The sequence below is a fragment of the Loigolactobacillus bifermentans DSM 20003 genome (genome assembly GCF_001434575.1).
Taxonomy (GTDB): Bacteria; Bacillota; Bacilli; order Lactobacillales; family Lactobacillaceae; genus Loigolactobacillus; species Loigolactobacillus bifermentans.
This window is the reverse complement of the sequence record NZ_AZDA01000007.1, coordinates 35,430-61,362: the sequence shown is the minus strand read 5'-3', so window position 1 is coordinate 61,362 and position 25,933 is coordinate 35,430. Positions and strand designations below refer to the sequence as shown.

Sequence of the window (25,933 nt, the reverse complement as noted above, 5' to 3'; positions counted from 1 at the left end):
GCATAGGACAAAAAAGTCTCTATTTAAATTGTCTATTTTATTGACAGGGGACCAACCATTAACTTAGCAGGTGCCAATTTTGTAATGAAGGAGTTCCCCATTGGCGAGAAGATCATTTCACCAATGGACATTAAGACACTCACCAACGCGATCCAGAACAAGGAAGCATGCCCATTCCCGATCATGTCAGAGAACACCATGACCACATAAGCCAAGCCCATGAAGATAATGCCTAAGGCCGTCTTTTTAAACATACTCATATCGCCTTTTGGCCGCGCTGCCAATTTGGTCCACAGTTTCCCAATCACTGGCCCTAAGGCAATACAAACCAAGGCGTTAACCGAGTCAAAGTAAGAGGTGGGTACTTTGAAGCTGCCAATTACCCAGCTGGCGCGATTTAAGAAATCGGCACCATCCCCATAGCCAAAATAGTAATAAACGGGCATGTAAGCCATATACCAAGCCATCCAGAAAATAATTGATAATAGCGTTACGAGAACAATGGCCACCACCCGCTTTTTATCGCCGGCTGTTAATGGTTTTGTTTTGGCATCATCAGTGGTTTCATCTGAACTACTTTTAGTGGCTTCAGATGTAAATTGACGTTGATCCACTTTAAAAGGCTTTTTCCCTGCTTCCCCTAAGGAACGGCTGTTGAAAATAAACCAAATGGCATCGATAAACATCAGAATACTACAAATTAAGAAAACAAAGTTAAAGCCTTGTGAGGCGATCAATAAGACAATAAACGTTGTCCCAATAAAAGAACCCATGTTGACAAAGGAATATTGGACTGAAAAGGCTTCGTTTAAGTCTTTTTCATCCTTAAACAGCAACCCGTTGACCCCGGATAAGTTACCTTTAAAAAGCCCAGTCCCCACGGAAACTAAAATGATCATCGCCCAAACCAACGGCAGTGAATGGGCTTGCCACGTACAGAGATAGCCAAGCGCCATTAAAATCATCCCAACTGCCACACAGAGCCTGGGGCTGATCCAATAATCGGCGATATAACCCCCAACCACTGGTGCGATATAGGTCATGGCTACGAACGTTGCCGCCATTGAACCGGCTTGTACATCGCTGAGGCCTAATCCGCCTTTCCCAACCGATGTTGCGATCCAAATTGCCAACATGTACTTCACAGTGTAGAAGGCGGCCCGTTCAAACGTAAAGCCCAGCGAACAGACATAAAAGCCAAATGGTTTCTTTTTCTTCGTTGTGGATGCGTCCATAATGTATCCCTCTTTCTATTCACGTTGTCTTGCCTAATGCTCACCTGGATTTTATATCAGTTAATCATTTGCATTGAGCCAGTCATTTAAAATACGCATGTACTTTTCGTTTTCTTCCACGAAAGCCATATGACGACTATGTGCAAATAATTCCCATTTTGAATTTGGAATCCCATCATACATGGTTTTAGCGACTAATGGCGTGCACAAATCGTTTACCCCACTGGTGATCAAGGTCGGGACTTGAATGTCCTTCATTTGAGCTCGGTATTCATAATCTTTTAACGTCCCTAATGGATTGTATTCGTTGGGGCCCCAAGCGGTCACGTACGCTTCAGTCCCTTTGATTTTAGGCCGCCGTAATGGTTCTGGCGAATCTTCATTCGGAACATCTTCACAATGTAATAACATATAACGGTCGTTGGCTGCTAAGTACGCCGGATCATCATAATTGCCAGTGGCCTCAGCCTGCGCAATCGCGGCTTGTTCTTCTGGTGTCATAAAACTGATCATCCGATGCGCTTCCTGCGCCCATAGTGCGTTGGAAGGTAAGGTGCTGGCCAACACCATGCTCTTCACGCCTTTCGGCTGATAATCGCACATATAGATGAATTCCAGCATGCCACCCCAAGATTGACCTAATAAGTGAACTTCGTCTAACCCTAAGTATTTGCGCAATTCGATTAATTCATTGGCCCAAGTTTCTTTCGTCCAAAGTTCCGGACTGTCCGGCACAAAGGACTTGCCGCAACCGATTTGGTCATACATGATCAGCTGACGGCCAGTTGCTGCAAGTTGATCCAACACTTCAAAATAATTATGCGTTGATCCTGGTCCACCATGCAACAATAGCAACGGCGCCTTATTGGCATTGGCTTCACCGACAATTCGGTAGTATGTTTTGTGTCCTAAATATGGCATGTAGCCTTCTTCGATTTTCATAAAACATGGCCCTCCTAAATTCTTTATTGTCTATTTTGCTTCGCAAAAATCTTATTTCCGGAGGATGTCCATTCTGTCGGATGAAAACCATCACGACAGAAACATGGCCTCCTAAATGATAGTATCTTTCTTGCTCAACAATTGACTAACAAGCGTTTCTAACATTTCAAAAAATTTTTTCCATAATTTCCCTTATGTTCATATTTTCACTTACATGAACAAAAAAAACAAGGAAAAACCTTTTTTTCCTTAAAATGAATAAGTCAAGTAATATGTAACCGCTGTCATCATAATACAATAAAAAAGCCCATCTGAAAAGCTAAAATGAGACTTGTTTAATCAAACACAAGCGTTATTCTGCTTGACGCATGCGCTGATGTTTACGATAAGCAAAGAAACACTTGGGCGACAATTCATAGCCAGCACTAATTCCCAAAGAAATCGCAATTGCAATTTTTAAAACGTGAATTCCCAATTGGGCTGCATGATAGGAGTCCCCTAAGAAAAAAGCGTATGTAAAATTATAAATTCCGATGCCCGGCACCAAACAAAAAATACCGCAGATCAAAAAAATCGTCACCGGTGCGCGCAGTGCATAGGCAGCTTCCCGTGATAAATAGATCAGCACCAAAGACGCTAGAAAAGTCGCCCAAACTGAAGATAGGTGACACAAGCGAAACATGATCAAGTACACCAACCAACCGACGGCACCGATCGCGCCACAATAAAGATAATGCTTTGGTGGGGCCTCAAATAAAACGGCAAAGGCCACCGTCCCTAAAAAACCTGCTAAAACTTGATAAAAAATCGACATTGCCCATCCCTCCACCAACTGATTAAGCACCACTTCAGTCGCATTATAGCACATCAATTCACTTCACTGGGGCCTTATTTTGCCATTCCATTAAACGGTAAAATACGGCTCGCTTTCAAGCTCACCTGACTTGTCTGACGATCGTTGGTTTACCTTTAAGTAGCGCAGCATTGTTAGGCAAAAGCCGTTTGTCAGTGTACAATATTGTTTTACCAAGAACGCTTACACCAATCATGCCCTTGCCACCTGTACCGGAAATTCAGCGCAAGAGATTGCACTTTTTTGAGATCAGCCGGTAAACTGAATCTACGCACGAAAGATAGTTTGATTGCTATAATATTCGGTTATTCGGAAAGGTTGGGTTAATTTGAAAGTCAATCGTTACGTTGTTGCAACTTCAGGCGTTATTTTACATTTAATGATCGGGTCCGTTTACGCTTGGAGTGTTTATACACAGCCCATTCAGGCGAAAACGAATTGGTCCGAAGCGGCCATTACGTTTGCCTTTAGTCTCGCCATTTTCTGCTTAGGGATGTCAGCGGCGTTTATGGGCCGTTTAGTTGAACGTTTTGGACCAAATGTCACCGGCACCATTTCCAGCATTTGTTACGGTTCAGGGATGGCGTTGACTGGCGTTGCCATTCACACGCAGCAATTATGGTTGCTTTACTTGGCTTACGGTGTGATCGGTGGGTTAGGCTTGGGCTCCGGTTATGTCACCCCTGTTTCAACCATTATCAAATGGTTCCCGAAGCATCGCGGGATGGCCACCGGCTGTGCCATTATGGGCTTTGGTTTCGCAGCCATGCTCACCAGCCCTGTTGCTCACAGCTTAATGAATCAGGTGGGCGTTGAACGGACGTTTTATATTTTAGGGGCGGTTTACTTCGTTGTCATGCTGATCGCGGCCCAATTCATTCGGCCACCCAAGCATGTGGCGCAAACAATCGTTAAAACCGCACAGCCAGCCGGTGTCAGCCTCATGGCCGGGCAACAACTAACTGCCAATCAAGCGGTTAAAACCCGTGAATTTCGGTTGTTGTGGCTGATGTTATTCATTAACATCACCTGCGGCATTGGCTTGGTCTCTGCGGCGTCCCCTATGGCCCAAACGCTGACCCACATGAGTGTGGCAAAAGCGGCTTTAATGGTAGGTATTATTGGGGTTTTCAATGGGTTAGGCCGTTTATTGTGGGCCTCAGCGTCTGATTATCTCGGCCGTCCGAATACCTTTAGTACGGTCTTTATCATGATGGTGGTTCTGTTATTTGGCCTTTTAGCCATTCGCTCACAATTTCTATTCACCGTGGCGTTTTGCTTGATCTTATCCGGTTACGGTGCCGGCTTCTCAGTGATTCCGGCGTACCTCAGCGATATTTTCGGCACGCTTGAACTTGGCGCCATTCATGGTTATGTTTTAACCGCTTGGGGCGTGGCGGGCTTAGTTGGGCCAATCGTCTTATCACTTTCCCATGAGATCACCCACAGCTACCAGTCAACCTTGATTGTGTTCGGTATTTTAGAATTGATCGCGTTAGGGGTTTCCTTCAAGATCCGGGCAGCCTTTGCAAAAACCAGTGCTTCTATTACAGAATAAGGATTCAAATCACTCACACAAAAAGTGCGCTTCGATCACTCGAAACGCACTTTTTGATTGTCCTTAATTCGCGTAAAAGGTTTGAATCAACTTTTGGACCGCTTGATTTTGTTCAGTCGATCCATAGGTGATCCGCAGCCAGTCTGGACGTAAGCCGCTGCGCACCAGGTAACCGTTTTGCAACAAATAATCCTTTAACTGTTCCGCTTGCGGCGCATTGAAAAAGACAAAGTTAGCTTGTGAATGATAATAGGTCAGGCCTTGTTGAGTTAAAAAGGTTTCCCAAGCCTGACGGGCTGTGGCCACGCGCTGACGCGTTTGCGTCACAAAATCCTGGTCCTGTAACGCTGCTAACGCCGCCACTTGCGACAAAGTGTTTAAGTTATACGGCAAGCGCACGGACTGCATGCTGCTGATCAATGCCTTGGGAATCACAGCATAACCAACACGGAAACTAGCTAAACCATAAATCTTAGAGAAGGTCCGCATGAGCACTAAATTATCGAATTCTTTCAATAAAGGCAAGGCAGACGGTTGCGCCACTTCGGTGACAAATTCCATATAGGCTTCATCTAATAACACCAAAACGTTGGCCGGTACTTTTTTCAAAAAGTCACGAATCGCTTCTGGTTGTAAATAAGTGCCCGTTGGATTATTCGGATTGCACAGCCAAATCAGCTTTGTTTTTGGTGTGATCGCCGCTGCTAAGGCGTCTAAATCAAACTGCCCGGTTGTTTCATTCACTGGCACATCAACAATTTTAGCGTCTTCAATTTCTGCATGTAATTTATACTCCGAAAACGTTGGCCAAGGTTCCAAAACTTCGTCGCCAGGCTCAATAAACGTCCGCGCCACTAACTCAATGACTTCATCCAAGCCACAGCCAAACAACAATTGATCAGGATCAACTTGGACAAACTTAGCCACGGCTTGGCGCAACTGTTCGGCATCCCCATCTGGATAATCCCGCGCCTGATTGAAATTCCAGTTCAGCACAGCTTGGCGCACGTTATCGGAGGTACCAAAGGGGTTCTCGTTTGCCGACATACGGACAATTTTAGGAACACCTAATTGCTTTTCCAAATCTGCTAAGGGCACTTCTGGAACATATGGGTTTAAACTTTCAATCGTTTTTTTAAGCAAAAATCAGCACTCCTTTATCATTTCAAGCGCGCTTGAAACGGCGCTTAATCCTTATTCATTGGGCGGTAGAAGCAAGAGGTATGGCCTGTGTGACACGCGGGGCCAGCTGGGGTCACTTCAAGCAATAAGGTATCCGCATCACAGTCGACCCAAACTTTTTGAACGGTTTGAATATTGCCACTGGTGCCCCCTTTGTGCCAAAGTTCCTGGCGGCTTCGAGACCAAAACCAAGTTTCACCGGTGGCTTCGGTTTTGGCCCAACTTTCAGCATTCATATACGCCACCATTAAGACTTGTTTGGTCGCGGCATCTTGCACCACCGTGGTCAACAAGCCACCTGGAATCTTGGAAAAATCCAACGCAATGGCACTCATCGCACGGTCACCTCGGCTTCTCGTAAACGTTGTTTCACATCTGCAATGGTCAGTTCACCAAAGTGAAATACAGAAGCCGCTAAGGCTGCATCCACGGTGGTGTCTTGGAACAGATCCACAAAATCATCTAAGGCGCCACAACCACCAGAAGCAATGATCGGCACGTCCACCGCTGCGGTTAAGGTTTGATAGAGCTTTAAATCAAAGCCTGACTTGGTGCCATCCTTATCCATGGAGGTCACCAACAATTCCCCGGCCCCTTTAGCCACCGCTGTTTTAGCCCATTCAACGGCATCCAGATCAACGGGTTCACGGCCACCATTGACCACCACTTGAAACCGATTTTGGTCAGCCTGCCAGCGGGTATCAATCGCCACCACCATACACTGGCTGCCAAACTTCTCAGCCCCAGCCGTAATCAATTCAGGCTCCCGAACAGCAGATGAATTTAAAGACACTTTATCGGCACCAGCTTTTAGCAAGGCCTGCATATCATCAACCGTTTTAATGCCGCCGCCAACAGTCAATGGCATGAAAACTTGGCTGGCCACTTTGCGAATGGTATCCACCATAGCTGACCGCTTTTCGTTGGTGGCGGTAATATCGAGAAAAACCAATTCATCGGCGCCTTGTGCTTCATAAGCAGCCGCAATTTCAGTGGGGTCGCCAACATCCGTTAAATCCACAAAATTAACGCCTTTTTTAACGCGACCATGATCCACATCCAAACAAGGTACGATCCGTTTTGCTAACATGTTAGTGTCCTCCTTTCAAGGGTTCATCAACCGCTGCTAATTCCGCTAAGGTGAGGGTGCCTTTTTGTAAGGCTTTCCCAACGATCACATCGGTTAACCCCGCTTGTTGCAAGGCGGCTAAGTCGCCGGCATCATGCATCCCACCAGAAGCCACCACCGTTGCTGCTGGGAAGGTTTCTTGAAGATCCTGTAATAGTGCCACGTTAGGGCCGGTTAAGGTCCCATCGCGGGCAATATCCGTGACGATAAATTGGGTAACGCCAACTTTTAACATGGCCGCCATTAAATCCGACATGTTCACTTGGCTTTGATCCAGCCAACCTTCTGTGGCGACTTGACCATTTTGACCATCGATGCCCACTACAATTTTGGCACTACCGAATTTTTCAACGGCTGTGGCAACCAGTTGCGGGTCCTTTAACGCCACTGAACCGAGAATCACCCGATCAACGCCGAGTTCCAAATAAGCTTCAATTTCAGTTAGCGTGCGAATGCCACCACCAATTTCTAGAAATAAATCTGTGCTTTGACGTAACTTAGCAACAACCGCTTTGTTCTGTGGTTTACCTGCTTTTGCACCATCCAGGTCCACCACGTGCAACCGGCGTAAACCAGCGGCGGCCACCGCTTTGGCCTGAGCTACGGGATCAGGGTTCACGGTACTGACTTGTTGATAATCGCCTTGGTACAGGCGAACGCTTTGGCCATTTAATAAATCAATTGCGGGAAAAATGTTCATCAGCTACCATCTCCTTAAAGGCGTTTAAACCGGCAAGACCCACCTTGCCACTTTTTTCAGGGTGAAATTGCATGCCCACCACATTATTTTGTTGGACAATGCTGGGAATGCTCACACTATAATCGGCAGTGGCCACAATGTTCCGCGCCGCTGTTTGAACGTAAAATGAATGCACAAAATAAGTCGATTCACCATCAAAAACTTGGCCAAACCGGTTCGAGCGTTGGGCTTGATTTTGGTTCCAACCCATGTGTGGCACCTTAAAGCCTTGTTTGGCTGGAATCGGCACAACCTCTCCTGGTAAAATGCCTAAGCCAGGGGCCGCCCCAAATTCATAGCCCGTTTCAAACAAAAGCTGCATGCCTAAGCAAATACCTAACATGGGCTTGCCACTTGCAGCCGCCTGTTGGAGTACCGGCACTAAGTTGCGTTCCGCTAAAGCCGCCATAGCCTTTTGAAAGGCGCCGACGCCAGGTAAAATCAAGCCATCAGCTGCCGCAATTGTGGCCGGATCAGCGGATAATTGATTGGGAATCGCCAAGTAGTCCAAGGCCTTTTTCACATTCATCGTGTTCCCCGTGTCATAATCAACGACAACGATCATTTAAATCACACCCTTCGTCGATGGAATGCCTTTGATCTCTGGATTTAACGTTACAGCAGCGCGCATGGCCCGCCCTAACGCCTTAAATAACGTTTCAACTTTATGATGGGTATTGCGCCCGTATAACACTTTGGCGTGACAATTTAATTCCGCATTAAAGGCAAAGGCTTGGAAAAAGTCTTCCGTTACTTCTGTGTCATAGTCCCCTAACCGTGGATTGGTCAGTTCGGCATCGAATACCAAGTACGAACGACCGGATAAGTCGATCACCACCCGGGATAAGGTTTCATCTAATGGGACAAAGGCGGTGCCAAAGCGTTCGATTCCCGCTTTGTCGCCTAAGGCTTCTTTAAAACATTGCCCGAGCACAATGCCCACATCTTCAGTGGTATGATGCGGATCAACGTTCAGATCACCATCCGCCTTGACGGTCAGCCCAAAGCGACCGTGTTTGGCAAAAGCGGTTAACATGTGGTCGAAAAAGCCGATTCCCGTATCAATTTCAATCGGTTGGGCTTGATCAAGATCCAAGCTTACTGAAATCGTTGTTTCTTGCGTATTACGTGTCATGCTTGCTTTGCGCATTCTATTATCCTTCTTTCTTAATCTTCAAACCGACTTTCGATTGCCCGGGCGTGGCCTTCTAAGCCTTCAACACGAGCTAATGTGGTAATGGCATCTTTTTCGTTGCTTAAGGCATCTTTGGTGTATTGCACGAATTGGGTCCGTTTCACAAAGGCTTCCACGCCTAATGGTGAGAAGAAGCGGGCACTGCCAGCGGTTGGTAAAATGTGGTTTGGCCCGGCTACGTAATCGCCTAAAGGTTCGGATGCTTCCCGACCTAAGAACACTGAGCCCGCATTCCGAATTTGGTTCAAATAAGTCATCGGTTCTGGTAATTGAATTTCCAAATGCTCAGGTGCAATTTGGTTCATTAAGGTGAAGGCTTGGTCCAAGTTTGCCACAACGGCAATAAAGCCTTGATCATCAACGGACGCCCGGGCAATTTCCTCACGGGGTAAAGTTTGGAGCCGTTTTTCAATGGCCGCTGCGACCTTGGTAGCCAACGCTTGGCTATCTGTCACCAACATGGGCCGGGCTAACCGATCGTGTTCTGCTTGGGATAATAAATCAGCTGCCACTTGATCGGGTTCTGCCCCAGCGTCAGCGATGATCCCAATTTCAGAAGGGCCGGCGATCATATCAATATCAACTTGGCCAAAAACTTGTTTTTTAGCCGTGGCCACAAAAATGTTCCCTGGCCCCATGATCTTATCAACTTGCGGAATTTGTTCGGTACCGTAAGCCAACGCCGCAATGGCTTGAGCGCCACCCACTTGATAAATGGCATCCACGCCGGCCAACTTAGCAGCCGTTAAAACAGCGGGGTTAATCCCTTTAGGCTGTGGTGGGGTGACCATCACTACTTGATCCACACCGGCTAATTTAGCCGGAATGGCACTCATTAAAATCGTTGACGGATAAGCAGCGGTGCCACCAGGGACGTATAACCCAACGGCAGCTAATGGCAACACCTTTTGGCCACGAATCACACCTGGTTGTTCGGCATCAATAAAACCGTGGGTGATTTCTTTTTCGTGGTAAGACGTAATGTTGCGTTTGGCCAACTTCAAAGCGTCTAATAATTTTGGTTCACAAGCCTCGTAAGCCGCATCAATGGTGGCTTGTGGTACTTTTAAGTCGTCCAATTCAACCTGATCAAACTTGGCTTCATATTCTTTAACGGCTGCATCTCCACGTTCACGGACAGCGGCTAAAATATCGGCAACGGCAGCTTCAATTTCTGGTTTATTGGCTGTTTGTTGTTGGCGCTTGGTCACTTGTTGTTGTAATGTTTTAAAATCGTCATTTAAAATTTGAATCATCATTAAGCCTCCACTTGTTTAGCCTGTTGTAACCGTTGAATTAAGTCGTAAACGGCATCCCGTTTTTGTTTTAACGCGATGCGGTTAACCACCAATTGCGTTGAGACAGGTTGTAATTCTGCATAAACACGTAAATTATTTTCTTTTAACGTCGTTCCGGTTTCCACAATATCCACAATGGCATCGGCCAAGCCCACTAACGGCGCCAATTCAACCGAACCTTCGATCCGGATAATTTCCACGTCTTCCCCGATTTTTTCAAAATAATCTTGGGTAATGTTGGGGTACTTGGTGGCAATGATCTTGCGCTTAGTTTGATTGGGGTTGAAATCTGGCGTCGACGCCATGACAAAGCGACATTTGCCAACCCCTAGGTCCAACATGTCATATTGTGGGTTGCGCTGTTCGACTAAAATATCGGACCCCACAATGCCCACATCAACGGCCCCGTTATTTAAGTACGTCAGGACATCGGGCCCCTTTGCCAGAATAAAATGAAAATCAGGCAATTCGTTGAAAATCAAGCGCCGACCTTTGTTGCGAATGGCGGTACAATCAATCCCGCCTGCTTCTAGTAATGGCACCACTTGTTTTTCGGTGCGGCCTTTGGTTAAGGCAATTTTTAAACTCATTTCGCAGCCTCCTGACTAAGATCGATTAATTGGGCGCCTTTTTGCGTGGCAATCCGTTGCGCCGCCGCTGCGGAATCCGCTAAGCATAAGCTACTGTTGGGCAATTCTTTTTGCTTCGCAGTTGCGGCTGCCCACTGACTAGGTTCAAAGTAGATCAGGGTGGCCGGCGCCGTGGTTAATTCTGGTAACCGTTCCACCAAGGCATCCACGTCAAAGGCCAAGCCCACCGCTGGTTGCATGGTTTGTTGGAAGCTGGCCAGCAGTTGATCATAGCGGCCACCACTAAAGAGGAAGCTGGCATTGGCCTGGCTAAAGCCGTGGAACACCATGCCGGTGTAATATTCCTGTGGTGGTTGAATGCTTAAGTCTAAGGTCACGGCTTGGGCTGGGAACTGCGCTTGCATAAACTGTTGCGTGGCTTTTAAATCCGCAATGATCGATTGTAATTGCGGCACCGCCGGCAGCTGGTCTAACGCAGCTAACACGGCTTTAAAATCGCCGAACAACCACGGCCAATTTTGTAAGAATGGGTAAAATGGATCCGCCTTTAACGGCGCAATTTGTTGCTGGTACCGTTCTAGATCTTTGTCGTAAAGTGCCGTTTCCAAATTGCGTTTCGCCAACTCGTTTAAGGGCAACGCCGCTAACACCCGCGGTACAAACTGGGCGTGGCTTAATTCAACCGTCATATCATCAATGCCCATGGCTTGAACCAGCTGGCTAGCAGCGGTTAAACATTCCCATTCCGCCTTTAGTGACGCGTACCCGATGATCTCAATACCCGCTTGGGTGATCTGGTTATAACTCCCGGATAAACGCTTTTTCACCCGGAAAATATCACCGCTGTAATACCATTTCATAGGAATCTCGATCCCCGTGGTGCTCATGACCCGCGCTACCGGCAAGGTCAGATCGGGCCGCAAGACCAAGGTGTCCCCCCGCTCATCTAATAACTGATAAGGTTGATAGGCTTGCGGTGCCAGTGGTTTAAAGACTTCGCGGTATTCCAACAACGGCGTGTTGATTTTTTGGAAGCCTCGTTGCCGGAAATAACGCTGAATCTGTTCAATGATTTGTTCTTTTTGTTGCGCGACGCTGCCAAATTCATCACGCGTGCCAATTGGCAATTTACGATTAGACATTCAGTTACCCTCTTTCTCATCCAAAAACCTGTAAAAAAAAATCCCCGAAGCCCTGCCAAATAACAGGACCTCGAGGACGATTGACTAAATAATCGTGATTCCACCTCAATTTGTTGTTACCTCACGATAACAACCTCACGTTGCTGTACTCTAGTCGTCTTACGAGAACAGAGAAAAGCAACTATGATAACGCACTTGCTGCGTGTCAGCCTACTTGATTCAACTGGCAAGTTCATAGACGTGTGTTCAACGGACAAATTGATACCTTCTCAGCAACGGCACTCTCTTTGCAACTTATCACGTTTACTTGTTCTAATCACAACTTCATTTAATTAAGATTTTTTAATGTTGCTTTCATAATAAGAATCTCTCGTTAAAAAGTCAAGGGTTTATTTCAAATAAAATCAGGCGCCGGCGTCAAAAATCTGAACCAATGCCGTCATGGCTAGCCTTTAACGCGCAAAAAAACCAGTTTGCGTCATTAAACAAACTGATTTCAACAAAACTACTTCAAAAAGTTTTCAATTTGATGGTAACCATGACCCACTTCTGCAATACTGTGGGCATCCGAGCCGTACACCATGGGAATTTCATAATCTTGGGCCAAGTACATTAATTCGGGATACGGGTAAACCTCATTGCAATAGGGTTTGTACAAACCGGCTACATTGAGATCCAGCGCAAAATGATGGGCTTGTAAGGTATCAAATAATTGCCGAACTTTGATCAGGTTGGCTTCGTTAAAGCGCGCCGGCAATTTGAAGTAATCCTGAAACTTTTTGATCAAGGTCATATGACCTAAGCGACAAGGGCTATGCGGGCCTAACGGCGTACTAACAGCGGTTTGTAAGGCATCTAAGTACAAGCTGTATAAGCATTGGCCGTCCCCTTGCCCCATTGGCAACAAGCCGGTTTCAAAATCGGTTAACGTATCGTCTACCGACCAGTATTTGCCGCCAACACCTTGCATAAAATGGACGGACAAAATATTATCAGTGGTTTGGGGACCATATTCCGCCCAGAAGTCGCGTAACCAGTCTAGTTGTGTGGGTAGAAAATCCACTTCAAACCCAATTTTGATGTTCAATTGATCCCGATACTTGGCCTGCATTTGCTGGCATTTTTTAAAATAAGCCGGCACATCACTTAACGCCATGGCGGCTTCGGTAAAGCCCGTTAACGTGCCGGCATAATCCTGTTTAAAAGCCGGCGGTAACGGGGCGTGCTCGGTAATGCTGTATTCCTGAAAGCCTAAACGAATCGCCTTTTGGATCATTTCCTCCACATCATCGCCGCTTCCGTGCTGACAAAATTCAGTATGACTGTGCCCTTCACGTTTTAACATGCCAACGCCTACTTTCCGTTTCAATTTAAGTCCATTATAGAATCAAGCGCTTGCAGGCGCCACCACAAACTGTCATTTGATGATCGGTAACATTAAAAAAAGCGAACCAAGCGCGCTTGAAACGGCGCTTGATTCGCTTAATGACGCTATTCTGCTTGTACAGTGGCTAAAGCTTGTAAGGATTGGTTCACGGCTTCGGCTGCTTTACGGCCTTCACGAATGCCCCAAATCACTAAGCTGGGGCCGCGGCGCGCATCGCCGGCGACGTACACTTGATCATTGTCGGTGCGATAATCGTCATAAACTTCATGGACGCCAAAGGCATCAAAAACGCTGGTATCGGCGCCTGTAAAGCCCATGGCCAACAGCACCAGGTCAGCAGGAACTTCTTGTTCCGTGCCTGCCACGGGCTTAAAGTGATCCACTTTGCTGGTGACTAAGGTTTGTAACTGCCCAGCTGCACCTTTAAAGCCCACCGCAGTGGTTTCGTATTGGGTGAGCACCCCGCCAAATAGTTCTTGGGCTTCTGCTTGACCGTAGCCAGACTTGCGGATCCGCGGCCATTCAGGCCAAGGGTTGTTGTCTGGGCGTTCAGTTGGGGCAGCCGGTGTGATTTCCAACTGCCGCACGTCAGCGGCGCCTAAGCGGACGGCAGTGGCGATACAGTCGTTCCCAGTATCCCCCCCACCGATGACAACCACTTTTTTACCAGCCAGTTTTTGGTTGGCTGCGGTGCCTTCTGCAATGACGGCTTTGGTGGCCTTGGTTAAGAAGTCAACGGCTTGGTAAACGCCGTTTAAGTCACGGCCAGGCGCCTGGAGATCACGGGCTTGGCGGGCACCAATCGCTAAGATCACCCGGGCAAAACGTTGTTTCAATTCGTCCGCCGTCACATCCACGCCAACAGTGGTGTTGACTTGGAATTTAATGCCGACTTTTTCCATCACGGCAATGCGCCGGGCAACGTCTTCTTTGGGTAACTTCATGTTGGGAATCCCGTACATGACTAAGCCACCAGGTCGATCATCCCGCTCAAAAACGGTGACGCGATAGCCTAATTGGTTCAACCGCCAAGCCGCTGCTAACCCAGCCGGGCCTGAACCCACAACCGCCACTTCAATGTCGTTGCGCTTGGTTGGCCGACCACTGGCCTCAACCCAGCCATACTTAAAGCCTTGGTCAATGATGAAACGTTCATTGTTCCGAATGGTGATGCCCTTGTTGTGTAAGGCCTCATTACAAGAAATCTCGCAAGGGGCGGGACACACATGACCGGTAAAATCAGGCATATAGTTGGTTAAGGTTAAGCGTTCAAACGCCCGTTTGTCTTCTGAACGGTAGATCAAATCATTCCATTCGGGAATTAAATTGTCATTGGGACAGCCCCCAACGGCCCGGCCGCCACCATAAAAGAAGCCTGAGTGACAATGCGGCACCCCACAGTTCATACAACGTGCGGCTTGTTTCCGCCGTTCTTCATCACTTAACGTGTCTTCTGATTCTTCGAAATCCTTGACCCGCTGATAAATTGGGCGCATGGGATTATCGATTCGTGTATATTTCATAAAACCAAATGGATCTGCCATGGAAAAGCCCCCTTATTTAACAGTTGGTTGTGGTCCCATAACCACTTCAAATGCTTTCTCTTCAAGTTGTGCGGCAGGTACCCCTTCACTAGAAAGGTTCGCCATAATTTCGTTCATCCGACGATATTCTTTCGGATAAACCTTAACGAATTGTGATTGGGCATTGTCCCAATCGGCTAACAGTGCTTTGGCCTTACGTGAGTTAGCATAGTAAGCCTGCTTTTCAACCAATTGCTTCAAAATGCTGTCGTCACCTTTTTCATTGATGCCAAATAATTCAACCATTTCTGGGTTACAATGTTGTGCAAAATCGCCAGCTGGGTCGTAAACGTACGCCACCCCGCCAGACATGCCGGCGCCAAAGTTACGGCCCGTACTGCCTAAGATCACGGCGATACCATCCGTCATGTATTCGCAGCCATGGTCACCGATACCTTCAACCACCACGTGGGCGCCTGAATTCCGAACGCAGAACCGTTCCCCGGCACGACCGTTAAAGAAGGCCTCGCCAGAAGTGGCCCCGAAACAAGCTACATTCCCGACAATTGGGGCGGCACTATACAGTTGTTCGGCGGTTTCTGGTGCTTGGACGATCAAGCGCCCACCGCTTAAGCCTTTCCCAACGTAGTCGTTGGCTTCACCAATTAATTTCAAAGTCAGCCCTTGGGTAATAAAGGCCCCAAAACTTTGACCGGCGACCCCAGTATATTCATAGGTCAATTGGTCGGCTGGCAAGGTATTGTTGCCAAAACGAGCGGCGATCCAGCCGGCCATGCGGCTCCCAACCGCGCGCATCACGTTGTTGATTGGGGCTTTGATCACAACCGGTTGCTTTTGTTGAATCGCAGCGGTGGCAAACTGATTCAAATCAGGCCAGTCTTCTTTCGCCGCAAATGGATCCGTTGACTTGCGTTCAATGCCAATGGATGTGCTTAACATCCGTGAAAAGTCCAGCGACTTGGCTTTGCCTTTGGCCACAAACCGTGGGGCTAAGTGTTCCGTATGCCCCACCATTTCATCAACCGTCCGGTAGCCTAAACGGGCCATTTCTTCACGGAGATCTTGGGCCAAATAGTGCATACAATTTTCAACATTTTCAGGCGTGCCAATGAAGAACTTCCGTAAAGCCGGATTTTGCGTGGCGATCCCAGTTGGACACGTGTTCAAACTGCAGACCCGCATCATAATACAGCCAATTGACGCCAATACCAGCTGGGCAAAACTAAATTCTTCAGCGCCTAACATAATGGCAACGGCAATATCCCGCCCGGTCATTAATTTTCCGTCCGTTTCCAAAGTGGCCCGTTGGCGCAAATGGTTCAGTGCCAAGGTTTGGTGCGCTTCGGCTAAGCCCATTTCCCAAGGCAACCCGGCATCTCGCACGGAGTTCCGTGGGGCAGCACCTGTCCCACCGTCATAACCACAGATCACAACTTTATCGGCACCGGCTTTGACAACCCCAGTGGCAATGGTCCCAACGCCAGTTGAGGATACCAATTTCACGGTAATCAAGGCTTGCGGATTGACTTGCTTCAAATCAAAGATCAATTGTTTCAAATCTTCAATGGAGTAAATATCATGATGCGGTGGCGGGGAGATCAACCGCACACCTGGCACAGAACCCCGGATCTCAGCTACCCAAGGGAAGTTCTTAGTACCTGGTAATTGGCCCCCTTCACCTGGCTTGGCGCCTTGTGCCATTTTGATCTGAATCTCTTCCGCACTCATTAAGTACTCTGTATTCACCCCAAAACGACCGGAGGCCACTTGCTTGATCTTACTGTTTAAATTCTTGCCATTTTTCGGCTTAAAGCGATACCGTGGTTCGCCGCCTTCACCTGAGTTGCTCTTCCCGCCTAAACGGTTCATGGCTTCGGCAATGGTTTCATGGGCTTCTTCCGAAAGTGACCCGTAACTCATGGCCCCAGACTTAAAGCGTTTCACAATGCTGGTCACCGGTTCAACTTCGCTTAATGGCACGGCTTGGCCGGGTTTGATGTCCCACATGGCCCGCAGCGTCGTCGGAGTGTTCAGTTCTTCGGCGCGCATTTCTTTGGCATAATCTTGGTACAGCTTGTAATCACCACGCCGAACCGCTTGTTGGAACTTGTAGATCGTCATGGGATTGTACAAATGATGTTCGCCTTCGGCACGGAACTTAAAGCTCCCACCCGCTGGCAAATCATCGCCAGCGGCAGCGCCATAAGTCCGTTCATAGCGGTTTAAGTATTCTTGTTCAATTTGATCCAAGCTTAACCCGCCAATACGACTTTGGGTGCCGGTAAAGTATTCATCCACAACGGCTTGTGATAACCCCACCGCTTCAAATAATTGGGCGCCATGATAACCGGCAATGGTGGAGATCCCCATGCGGCTCATGACTTTGATGATGCCTTTTTCACAGGCCGAGCGGTACGTTTCCACTTGATCCGCTAAGTCATAGGCCCGTAACGTGGCGTACGCCCCATAAGGGTGAATGGCAGAAGCGCCATAACCGATCAAAGCCGCGTAATGATGGACTTCACAGGCTTCCCCGGTATCGACAATAATCGACGCCAGGCCGCGCTTGCCTTTCCGGACCAAATAGTTGTTTAACCCTGCAACGGCTAACAAAACTGGGATGATCAACTTATCTTCCGTGGCCCCGCGATCGGTTAACACCAGTAACGTCGCCCCAGCGTCAACGGCTGTTTCAGCCTGTTTAAATAAATCGTCTAACGCCTGTTCCAAACGATGGGCCCGGCGAACTTTGTCATAACAAATCGATAATTCAGCCGTCTTAAAGTCTGGCGTGTCCAGCCGGCGCAGTTTTTCAAAGTTATGTGAACTGAGCATTGGCGTTTCAAGCTTGATCTTCTTAGCATTGGCGGCCACGTCTTGTTTGACATCGGCGTCCCGGCCAATGAACATTTCTGTCCCGATCACCAATTTTTCCCGAATGGCATCAATCGGGGGATTGGTGACCTGGGCAAATTGTTGTTTGAAATAAGTGAATAAGGATTGAGGTTTGTTACTTAAAACGGCTAACGGCGAATCGAAGCCCATGGAAATAATTGGGTCTTCCCCTTTTTGGGCCATTGGAATAATCGCATCGCGAATAATATCTTCCGTATAGCCATGTCGTCGCCATAACCGGCGTAAAGCGGTATCCGATAAGTTTTCGGTAACATCAACCGCCGGCAACTTATCCAAGGTTAATTGGTTGTCCGCCAGCCATTCTTGGTAAGGGTGTTGCTTGGCGTAGTAGTCTTTTAATTCAGTGGTGGTGTAGAACTTCCCAGCTTCCGTATCAACGAGGATCATATCGGCGGGGCCTAAAATCCCTTTTTTCACCAAATTCTCTGAGGCCACATCATAAACACCAGATTCAGAAGCGACCACCATCACATTGTCTTTCGTTAATAGATAACGGGAAGGTCGTAAGCCATTGCGGTCTAAGGCGGCCCCGACTTTTACCCCATCGGTGAAGCATAGCGCCGCTGGGCCATCCCAAGGGGCCATAAAGCTGGCGTTGTATTCGTCAAAGGCCCGTTGTTCGTTCGATAAGCCAGTTGCTTTGCCCCAAGCCTCTGGCACCATCATTAAAAGTGCTTGTGGAATATCCCGCCCGTTACGGTACAAATATTCCATGCAGTTTTCAAGTTTGGCCGAGTCAGAATCATCTTCGTCGTAAACTTCAACGTTGTGGCTGGCCATCCAGTTTTCAGCGCCTTTTAAGGTGTTGATCTCACCGTTATGCGCTAAGAAGCGGAAAGGTTGCGCCCGATCCCAGCTGGGGAAGGTATTGGTTGAAAACCGTGAATGGATCAAAGCAATCGCCGTGGCCATATTCGGGTCATGAAGATCCGGATAGAATTGCCCTACCTGATACGCATGTAACATCCCCTTGTAACACAGGGTTTGGCTGGACAAACTAACAATGGCAAACTGGTTTTCTGCAAAAGCGCGTTCCAAATGCCGGCGCAAATGATACAACGCATCTTCAAAGGGGCGCCCTGCTGGCACGTCATTTGGGCGTTGTAAGATCACTTGTGCGAAACCAGGCATCATCTTTTGGGCAGTTGGCCCACAATTTTCGTAAATATAAGGGACATCCCGAGTGGCCAATACATTAAAGCCGGCTCGTTGAATATCTTGTGTCAGCGCGTCTAACAGCGCGTTTTTGTCGGTTGCCGTTTGCGGGAGGAAGAACATCCCGACGGCATAGTTACCGGCTGTTGGTAGCTCAAAATCTGCCGTTTGTGCGTAGGCCTGGAAAAAGGCATCTGGTAGCGCCATTAAAATCCCAGCGCCATCGCCTGTTTCTGGTTCAGAACCCGTCCCACCACGGTGATTCATGCGTTCCAACATGATCAAAGCACGCTCGACCAACTCATGGCTGGCGTGCCCATCGATTTGTGTAATAAAGCCCATCCCACATGCAGCATGTTCGAAAGCTGAGCTATAAAGTGTTTTTTTGACATCAATCATGCACATTCCCACCTTATGAGGATAAAATTAGAATAATTTAATCTTTTCCTCATTCTAATAATCTATTTATTAGAATGCAAGGCTCTTTTAGGATAAAACACTGTGGAAGCGTTTTATCAATGTAACATAAAAACCGATTTAACAGGAATTAATAATTGGCTAGCATTCCCGTTAAATCGGCTTATGTTTCGTGATTTGTTTACTTTATTTTTAACATCGTCATGGTAACTAAAAAGAGATCAACGCAAAATTAGGGTTTGCCCTGATCTCAATCTGAGTTTTCACAAATAATTGACTGTTTTTTAATAAACCCGTGCATGCTGAAGTAGATGTTTGGCCTTGCCGAATAACAGATTAATGCGAATCGCTAACTGCAATCCCACTGTTAAAATGATCCCCATCACGGTTAACAAGGCCTCGCCTAGAAATATGAGCCCCGCAATTAGTCCTGTCGCGATCACATCACTAAACCAGTAAAGCAGTCCAGCTAATAATGCAACGCTGACCAAAATGGTGCCAAATTCCATGCTCACAACCTCCGTTCATATAAATCCTGTGTTTCCTTCTATTGTTACTAATTTAATGTGAACTGTCAATCCGACTAAAGTAGCACATCATCTTATTTTACCACAAAGCAGGTGCTTCTTTTAAAGCACATTCATAATAGCTGGATTGAATAGATTATTGGTAAGTTGGTGGAGCCACAAGAAAAGCGCATTTAATTGGGTTTTACCAATATAAAAAGGATCCAGAAATTCAATTATCAATTCCTGAATCCTTTTGACGCTATTTACTCCTGATGTCTTGTATAGCGTAGCTTACAATAGGAGTTTCCCTTCGCAATTGTATCGCCTAAATGAAAATCAATCTTATTAAATACTGAAGCAGTTGCTTGATCGCCTAACATGCAAGTATCGCATAAATGACTAAGTTCAACTGGATTTTTCCCCATACGTAACCAACGTGCCACATAGGGACAATAATGAAAGTGTACCTCAAATTCATCATCGGTCACATTAACAGTTTCCATTTCATAAACATTGGCTTCTAATGTATTCGTAAACTTATCAGCAAATTCCCGAATATCATCTGGATTAATCATAATACCTTTAAAATCTTCACCATTATCCAATCCATACTGCCAAACTGCATCTCGTGCAAACTGATCGTCTTCTTTTGCTTTATCAATCATATGCGTCATTGTCGTTGCACGTTTTTCTGTAATCGCACGTAAGGCTAATGTGACATCATCAGTTAATGTAGGTTGATTAGTTGCCCTAATTTGTTCAATATCACCTATTTTTCCGTCACCAATCATTTCCCATCAGCTACTTTCTCACATTATTTTGTTGGATCAGCATTAAATGTTTTGTTGGCATTTGGTAATTTAAAAGTATCTTCATATAAGTACTGCTTGGTGATTTTTTCCAAATAACCATTTGCTTTTAGCTTCTTTAAATCTTTATTGATTGCTGTTACAAGCTTTTTATTTTGGCTACTCTTGTTCAATAAGAAGTAACTGTTTTCCAAACCTATCGACTTAGATGGTGATAACTTTTTACCTTCTTTAGTATTCGCAACTGGTTTATAAGCTGCATAAGGATAAATCGCAACATCATACTTACCTGTTGAAACTTCCTTTAAAGCATCCCCTGCAGATTGATCGCCAATTCCTTGTAAATCGATTTTATTCTTTGAATTTTCTTTATTATAAGTTTCGATAACGTTATAACGTGCATCATCTGTTGAAATTGGTACCAACTTCAAATTCTTTTTTGCAATATCAGCTAAAGAGTTCGCTTGTTTGCCACCCTTTTTGTTAATTAAGCGTAAATCATCTAACCCATTGGAAGTTGTGTGATAGTAAGTCTTAAAACGATCTTTAGAATACCACCAATTTGAAGCAGCTAAATCATATTTACCAGATTGTAACCCAACAAAGACAGAATTTTGAGAAGTTGTTGTTTCTTTAAACTTATATTGTGGCAAGTCTTTATCAATTCGCTTTAGCAATGCACCATAATAGCCCCCAATACCGGAACCCTTCGGATAAGTGTATGGCCGATTATTATTAGGTGCTGCAACATTAATTGTTGTTGCAGCATGTACTGTTGTCTGCTGACCGGCAGTTACTAAAAATGCACCCCCAAGTGCTGAAACAAGTGTTAAACCTTTTAAAACATTTTTTAACTTCATAATAGACAATCCCCTTTTAAATAATTTCTTGTGTATGAAAAACGCGGTGCCGAACGATAATTTCGCCAATTTGAAATAACTTAGCAAAAATCCAACAGATGATGATGTAAATAACCAACGCATCTAAATATGTTTCAATATACTTAAATCCAATTGATGAAATAATATTGGCTTTCGCCATGATTTCAACGATACCAATGTTATAAACAAGTGCTGTATCTTTAATTAAATCTAAAAACAGATTTGAAAAATTAGGAATAAAGTTTGCCACAAGTTGTGGTACAACAATTCGTGTAAGAGCTCGGCTAGGTCTCATCCCAACAGAAATAGCTGCCTCGTACTGACGCGGATCAACAGAATGATAAGCCGAGCGAATACTCTCAGAAATATTAGCTGCTGCATTTAATGAATAGGCTGCAATTGCAATTACAATTGCAGGCAAACCATTTGGATTTGTATTAAATCCCAACTCTTTCAGTGCGTATAATAATTGCGGTAAACCATAGTAGACAACATACATTTGCACAATAATTGGTGTGCCACGAATAAACGAAACAAGTGTTGCCACAATGGGATCTAAAATTTTTATTTTGCGCTCACGTACAATAACTGCTAATACTGCTGCAATAAATCCAATTAAAGTTGCCACAAGTGCCAAATAAATTGTCGTTGGTGCCACAGCTAAAATTTGTGGAAATGAACTAATTGCAAATTTACGATCAAACATATAGGCACCTCCTTAAACAGTCACGTACTGATAGTGTTTCCGAAAATGCCGAAAACCCCACTCAATGATCAGGACGACAATCCAATAAATCAAAGCTAAAATGACAAATATTTCAAGTTGATAAACCCCTTGATTTTGATTTGATAAATCTGTTGCAGCGCTGTACATATCAACAATCCCAATAACATAAACCAACGATGTTGCTTTTACTAAACCAATCAACAAGTTCTCAATATTAGGTAAAGCAATCAAAAATGTTTGTGGCATTAAAATACGTTGAAAAGCGCGTTTGTCATCCATACCAACAGCTAAAGCTGCTTCATATTGGCCTCTATCAACTGATAAATAGGCGGAACGAAATGCTTCAGCAAGATATGCACTCCAACCAATTGATAAACCGGCAATCCCAAAAATCAGCTTTGCCCAATCATTAATATTAATTCCTACTAATTGAAATAATTTTGGCAAGCCATAGTAAGCCAGTAATAACATCAATAATGGTGGTGTACCACGTACTAATCCTAAATAGCCTTTCGCAACACCACTTGCAAGAATATTCTTTCTTAAATAAAGCCAAGCAAGTCCTAAACCAATTAAACTAGCAAAAATAAATGATAGTACCAGTAAAATCAAAGTTGTTGGTAAACCTTGTAATAGTGAGGTAATGACTTTACTAAGTTTCATAAAATCCCCCTCCTCAATTAATAGTCTTCTGCAATTGCAGATAAGAATTGTTGCGTACGTTCGTGTTGTGGATGATCAAAAATTTCATCTGGTCGGCCGGTTTCAAGAATCTCGCCATCTGCAAAAAATGCAACTCGACTGGCAACGTTACGCGCAAAAGACATTTGATGTGTGACCACAATCATAGTCTGACCTTGATCAGCTAGCTGCTTCATATCGTGTAAAACGGTTCCTACTAACTCAGGATCCAAAGCAGAGGTCGGTTCATCAAATAAAACAATATCTGGATTTAAAACAGTGGCACGCGCAATCCCTATTCGCTGTTGTTGTCCACCAGATAACTGCGATGGATAAAATCCTTTTTTATCTAATAGTCCAACCTGATCAAGCGCCTTTTCTGCAAGTTCATCAGCCTCCAATTTACTTTTACCTTGTCCAAAAACCAAACCCTCTGAAATATTTTCTAAAGCTGTTTTATTTTTAAAAAGATTATAATTTTGGAAAACCATTGCCGTATGACGCCGAACCCATAAAATTTGTTCCTTCGTTGGTCTTGATAAATCAATTTGTTGATCACGAAATGCCATCGTACCGGAGTCTGCAGTTTCAAGAAAGTTAATATTTCGTAATAAAGTTGTTTTTCCTGAGCCTGAAGGCCCAATAATAACAATTACTTCTCCTTTATTAACTGAAAGGTCGATTCCTTTTAACACATGATTCTCTTTAAATTGTTTTTTTAACTGCTTAAGCTCTAGTAACATTCGGAACCCACCTTTCTTATAATTGATGAATCGCCTCAATCGCCCAACGTACATGTTCAATTGGTGTATCGCGCGGAATTGTGCAATCAGCACCAATAATAACGCCCTTACGACCTGCTTCAGTGACGATTCGTTTTGCTTCTGCCTGAATCTCAGCTTTTGTACCAGAATATAAAACACCATCGGTTGCATTATTAAAACCACCTAAAACCGGACGGCCACCAAACAACGCTTTACCTTCAGCCAAACTGTAACCATCTACATCTGTTGCCCAATTGATCACTTGAAGTGGATAATCTGTAAACCAATCCAAATGATTAGTTGCACCAGCAAAACCACAAATATGCAAAATATTCAAATTGAAATAACGATTAATTTCATTTTGAATATCAATATCAACTGGTGCCATCACTTCATCGAAAAAGTCACGATTATCAACACGACTATCCTGAATAGATTGGGTGCTGTAGTAAATACCATCAATACCACTTTCCAGCAGAATTGGAATCAATTGTTTTAAATCATCAGCAATTTTAAAAAGCACTGTTTTGATCAATTTAGGATTTGCTTGATACAAGTCAGCTAGGCGCCGATCAGAGCGTAATAATGGTTCTGTATCATGGTTGATTAAGGCCCATTTCAAAATAATAAGCGGTGAAAAAACTGTATAAAATGTTGGACGATCACCTGCTAATTTTTTTTGACCAGCTGCTAATGCTTTTTGGCCTGTTAACCAAGGATGATCAATTGGCAAATTATCAAGTTGTGCCAAGTCTGATAATTGTTTCGGATCATCAACATTTAAAAACGGATAAGCAAAGTAGCCATCTGACATCGTTTTGACAAAATCAGGTTCAGTGGCTTCAATAAATTTTTGATGACCATTTAAATTAAGGTCAAACACCTCAGGATGCTGTAAACCGTCAATAAATTCACTTGCTGCAAAATGGCGCCAAAATGCTACTGGAATTGTTATTTCATCTTCGTTATGAAATGCTTTTAAAACTTCCTTACGTGAATATGCCATTTTAATCACTCTTCCTTTTTGAATCAAAAAAAGCACTTTCGACCCCATCTATCACTAGACAAGGGCGAAAGTGCTTTTCCGCGTTACCACCTTGATTTAAACAATTCTCACGAACCATTCCTCTTCAGGTACTTACAGTGCGCGCACTGTGCATACCCTAACGCGTTATCGGGCGTACCCGCTAGGTATTCGACTGGCTTAAGCCTAGATTGCATCCAAGACCATTTTCACCGACTGATTATTGTTATCTTGCACCTTGCGATAACTCTCTGGGAATAATAAATTCGGTTACTCATCTTTTCATTTGCTTTTAATTGTTTTGATTGATTAGTATCTTAGTGCCATTGCGATCGAAAGTCAACACTTTTTTTAAATAAAAAAATAGCTTGCATCCTAATCAGGACGAAAGCTATTTCGCGGTACCACCTGTTTTCTCATAATTTTTACAAATTACAACTTACATCGTATCTTTGTTGATACGACAGCGTTAACGGGCACCCCCGGCATCCGCTAACGGTTCCCCGCTCACTGATGCAACGATTATCAAAAGACCATCTTCAACTATTTAGTCGTGTTACCTTGCACCAACCGTAACTCGCTATGCCGCTAAATTAGCTTACTCATCTTTTCATTTTTTACTCAGATTATTAAATTAGTTTGATTATTGCGCAAGTGTTTACATTTGTCAATCACAAAATGAACTATAAGCGTCTGCTTGCAACAAGCCCACCGTTACTTTTTCGCTAAATTTATTTTCAATCAAATGTTTTGAAAAATAAAAGGTCATTTCGCTTTGAACGAACACACGTTTGAGGTATAATTCAATATGAATTTAGAATATAAAATGAAAATTGAGGTGGCCCACTTGGCAATTGATAACGAGAAATTTTTAGACGTTTTACAACATGAAGGTGCCGTTGCAATCATTACATTAGCGCCTGTTCCAACTGCTGTAACCAACACTTGGATGTCCTACTTACGCTTGGATAAAGCCAATGACAAAATTTATATTCCAGCAGCTGGTATGCACAGTGTTGAAGAAGTCGTTGCACAAGACAATCATTTGAAGCTCACCATGGGCAGCAAAGAAGTCGAAGGCACAGTTGGCCCCGGCGCCGGCTTCCATGTGACTGGCACGGGTAAATTCATCGATAACGGGCCTGTATTCGATCAAATGAAGGCTGATTTCCCCTGGGTAACCCGGGTGCTTGAAATCTCTGTAACAGATATTTCACAAAAAATTTAATTAAATTTGCAAATTCAGCGGCGGTTAT

24 protein-coding genes and 2 other annotated features are annotated in these 25,933 nt (G+C 44.9%); of the genes, 2 read left to right on the top strand and 22 right to left on the bottom strand.

Going from position 1 to position 25,933, the window contains the following annotated elements; translation table 11 throughout:
• Window positions 1–32: 32 nt before the first annotated feature.
• From FC07_RS01990 to FC07_RS01980, 3 genes are all read right to left on the bottom strand, one after another.
• Complete coding sequence (locus FC07_RS01990; RefSeq protein ID WP_083483158.1) at window positions 33–1,235, bottom strand: peptide MFS transporter; 1,203 nt, start codon at window positions 1,233–1,235, stop codon at window positions 33–35.
• A gap of 60 nt (window positions 1,236–1,295) precedes the next feature.
• Window positions 1,296–2,177: a proline iminopeptidase gene (gene pepI, locus FC07_RS01985; protein ID WP_057903456.1), complete on the bottom strand. Its 882-nt coding sequence runs from the start codon at window positions 2,175–2,177 to the stop codon at window positions 1,296–1,298.
• A gap of 352 nt (window positions 2,178–2,529) precedes the next feature.
• Window positions 2,530–2,991, bottom strand: coding sequence for a threonine/serine exporter family protein (locus FC07_RS01980; protein WP_057903455.1), 462 nt, complete (start codon window positions 2,989–2,991; stop codon window positions 2,530–2,532).
• A gap of 367 nt (window positions 2,992–3,358) precedes the next feature.
• Between FC07_RS01980 and FC07_RS01975 the strand changes: the two genes are divergently transcribed.
• Entirely contained in the window at window positions 3,359–4,588 is a 1,230-nt protein-coding gene (locus tag FC07_RS01975; RefSeq protein ID WP_057903454.1) for an L-lactate MFS transporter, read from the top strand.
• Between the two features lie 63 nt (window positions 4,589–4,651).
• Here the strand turns inward: FC07_RS01975 and hisC are convergent, their stop codons facing one another.
• The 19 genes from hisC to FC07_RS01880 form a co-directional block, all read right to left on the bottom strand.
• On the bottom strand, window positions 4,652–5,731 hold the full coding sequence (gene hisC, locus FC07_RS01970) for a histidinol-phosphate transaminase (protein ID WP_057903453.1): 1,080 nt from the start codon (window positions 5,729–5,731) through the stop codon (window positions 4,652–4,654).
• Window positions 5,732–5,775: 44 nt separating this feature from the next.
• Entirely contained in the window at window positions 5,776–6,105 is a 330-nt protein-coding gene (hisI, locus tag FC07_RS01965) for a phosphoribosyl-AMP cyclohydrolase (protein WP_057903452.1), read from the bottom strand.
• Window positions 6,102–6,860 (bottom strand): imidazole glycerol phosphate synthase subunit HisF, encoded by a 759-nt coding sequence (gene hisF, locus FC07_RS01960; protein ID WP_057903451.1) that lies wholly within the window; start codon window positions 6,858–6,860, stop codon window positions 6,102–6,104. Before hisF ends, hisI begins: the two co-directional genes overlap by 4 nt.
• A 1-nt stretch (window position 6,861) precedes the next feature.
• Window positions 6,862–7,599, bottom strand: coding sequence for a 1-(5-phosphoribosyl)-5-[(5-phosphoribosylamino)methylideneamino]imidazole-4-carboxamide isomerase (gene hisA, locus FC07_RS01955; RefSeq protein WP_057903450.1), 738 nt, complete (start codon window positions 7,597–7,599; stop codon window positions 6,862–6,864).
• Window positions 7,577–8,203: an imidazole glycerol phosphate synthase subunit HisH gene (hisH, locus tag FC07_RS01950; protein WP_057903449.1), complete on the bottom strand. Its 627-nt coding sequence runs from the start codon at window positions 8,201–8,203 to the stop codon at window positions 7,577–7,579. The genes hisA and hisH overlap by 23 nt, the downstream gene beginning before the upstream one ends.
• A complete protein-coding gene (gene hisB / locus FC07_RS01945; protein ID WP_057903448.1) occupies window positions 8,204–8,788 on the bottom strand; it encodes an imidazoleglycerol-phosphate dehydratase HisB in 585 nt (194 codons plus the stop codon). It lies immediately after the preceding gene.
• A 17-nt stretch (window positions 8,789–8,805) separates the two neighbouring features.
• The gene (gene hisD / locus FC07_RS01940) at window positions 8,806–10,086 is read right to left on the bottom strand and encodes a histidinol dehydrogenase (RefSeq protein WP_057903463.1); all 1,281 of its coding nucleotides are present in this window, start codon (window positions 10,084–10,086) and stop codon (window positions 8,806–8,808) included.
• Between the two features lie 5 nt (window positions 10,087–10,091).
• A complete protein-coding gene (hisG, locus tag FC07_RS01935) occupies window positions 10,092–10,721 on the bottom strand; it encodes an ATP phosphoribosyltransferase (protein WP_057903447.1) in 630 nt (209 codons plus the stop codon).
• A complete protein-coding gene (locus tag FC07_RS01930) occupies window positions 10,718–11,863 on the bottom strand; it encodes an ATP phosphoribosyltransferase regulatory subunit (protein ID WP_057903446.1) in 1,146 nt (381 codons plus the stop codon). Before FC07_RS01930 ends, hisG begins: the two co-directional genes overlap by 4 nt.
• A 69-nt stretch (window positions 11,864–11,932) precedes the next feature.
• Window positions 11,933–12,192: a binding site (T-box leader), on the bottom strand.
• A gap of 176 nt (window positions 12,193–12,368) precedes the next feature.
• On the bottom strand, window positions 12,369–13,208 hold the full coding sequence (hisJ, locus tag FC07_RS01925) for a histidinol-phosphatase HisJ (RefSeq protein WP_057903445.1): 840 nt from the start codon (window positions 13,206–13,208) through the stop codon (window positions 12,369–12,371).
• A 146-nt stretch (window positions 13,209–13,354) separates the two neighbouring features.
• Window positions 13,355–14,794: a glutamate synthase subunit beta gene (locus tag FC07_RS01920; RefSeq protein ID WP_057903444.1), complete on the bottom strand. Its 1,440-nt coding sequence runs from the start codon at window positions 14,792–14,794 to the stop codon at window positions 13,355–13,357.
• 12 nt (window positions 14,795–14,806) lie between these two features.
• Window positions 14,807–19,264 carry a glutamate synthase large subunit gene (gltB, locus tag FC07_RS01915; protein ID WP_057903443.1) on the bottom strand — a complete coding sequence of 1,486 codons (4,458 nt, stop codon included), beginning with the start codon at window positions 19,262–19,264 and terminating at the stop codon, window positions 14,807–14,809.
• Window positions 19,265–19,566: 302 nt separating this feature from the next.
• A complete protein-coding gene (locus tag FC07_RS01910; protein ID WP_057903442.1) occupies window positions 19,567–19,791 on the bottom strand; it encodes a hypothetical protein in 225 nt (74 codons plus the stop codon).
• A gap of 263 nt (window positions 19,792–20,054) precedes the next feature.
• Window positions 20,055–20,582, bottom strand: coding sequence for an L-2-amino-thiazoline-4-carboxylic acid hydrolase (locus FC07_RS01905; RefSeq protein ID WP_057903441.1), 528 nt, complete (start codon window positions 20,580–20,582; stop codon window positions 20,055–20,057).
• 23 nt (window positions 20,583–20,605) lie between these two features.
• Window positions 20,606–21,460 carry a transporter substrate-binding domain-containing protein gene (locus tag FC07_RS01900; RefSeq protein WP_057903440.1) on the bottom strand — a complete coding sequence of 285 codons (855 nt, stop codon included), beginning with the start codon at window positions 21,458–21,460 and terminating at the stop codon, window positions 20,606–20,608.
• A 16-nt stretch (window positions 21,461–21,476) separates the two neighbouring features.
• Window positions 21,477–22,187 carry an amino acid ABC transporter permease gene (locus FC07_RS01895; RefSeq protein ID WP_057903439.1) on the bottom strand — a complete coding sequence of 237 codons (711 nt, stop codon included), beginning with the start codon at window positions 22,185–22,187 and terminating at the stop codon, window positions 21,477–21,479.
• Window positions 22,188–22,199: 12 nt separating this feature from the next.
• Window positions 22,200–22,871, bottom strand: coding sequence for an amino acid ABC transporter permease (locus FC07_RS01890; protein ID WP_057903438.1), 672 nt, complete (start codon window positions 22,869–22,871; stop codon window positions 22,200–22,202).
• A gap of 17 nt (window positions 22,872–22,888) precedes the next feature.
• Window positions 22,889–23,632 (bottom strand): amino acid ABC transporter ATP-binding protein, encoded by a 744-nt coding sequence (locus FC07_RS01885; RefSeq protein WP_057903437.1) that lies wholly within the window; start codon window positions 23,630–23,632, stop codon window positions 22,889–22,891.
• A gap of 16 nt (window positions 23,633–23,648) precedes the next feature.
• Window positions 23,649–24,659 (bottom strand): uroporphyrinogen decarboxylase family protein, encoded by a 1,011-nt coding sequence (locus FC07_RS01880; RefSeq protein ID WP_057903436.1) that lies wholly within the window; start codon window positions 24,657–24,659, stop codon window positions 23,649–23,651.
• Between the two features lie 57 nt (window positions 24,660–24,716).
• Window positions 24,717–24,972, bottom strand: a binding site (T-box leader).
• A gap of 513 nt (window positions 24,973–25,485) precedes the next feature.
• Between FC07_RS01880 and FC07_RS01875 the strand changes: the two genes are divergently transcribed.
• On the top strand, window positions 25,486–25,905 hold the full coding sequence (locus FC07_RS01875) for a pyridoxamine 5'-phosphate oxidase family protein (protein WP_235807433.1): 420 nt from the start codon (window positions 25,486–25,488) through the stop codon (window positions 25,903–25,905).
• Window positions 25,906–25,933: the final 28 nt, after the last annotated feature.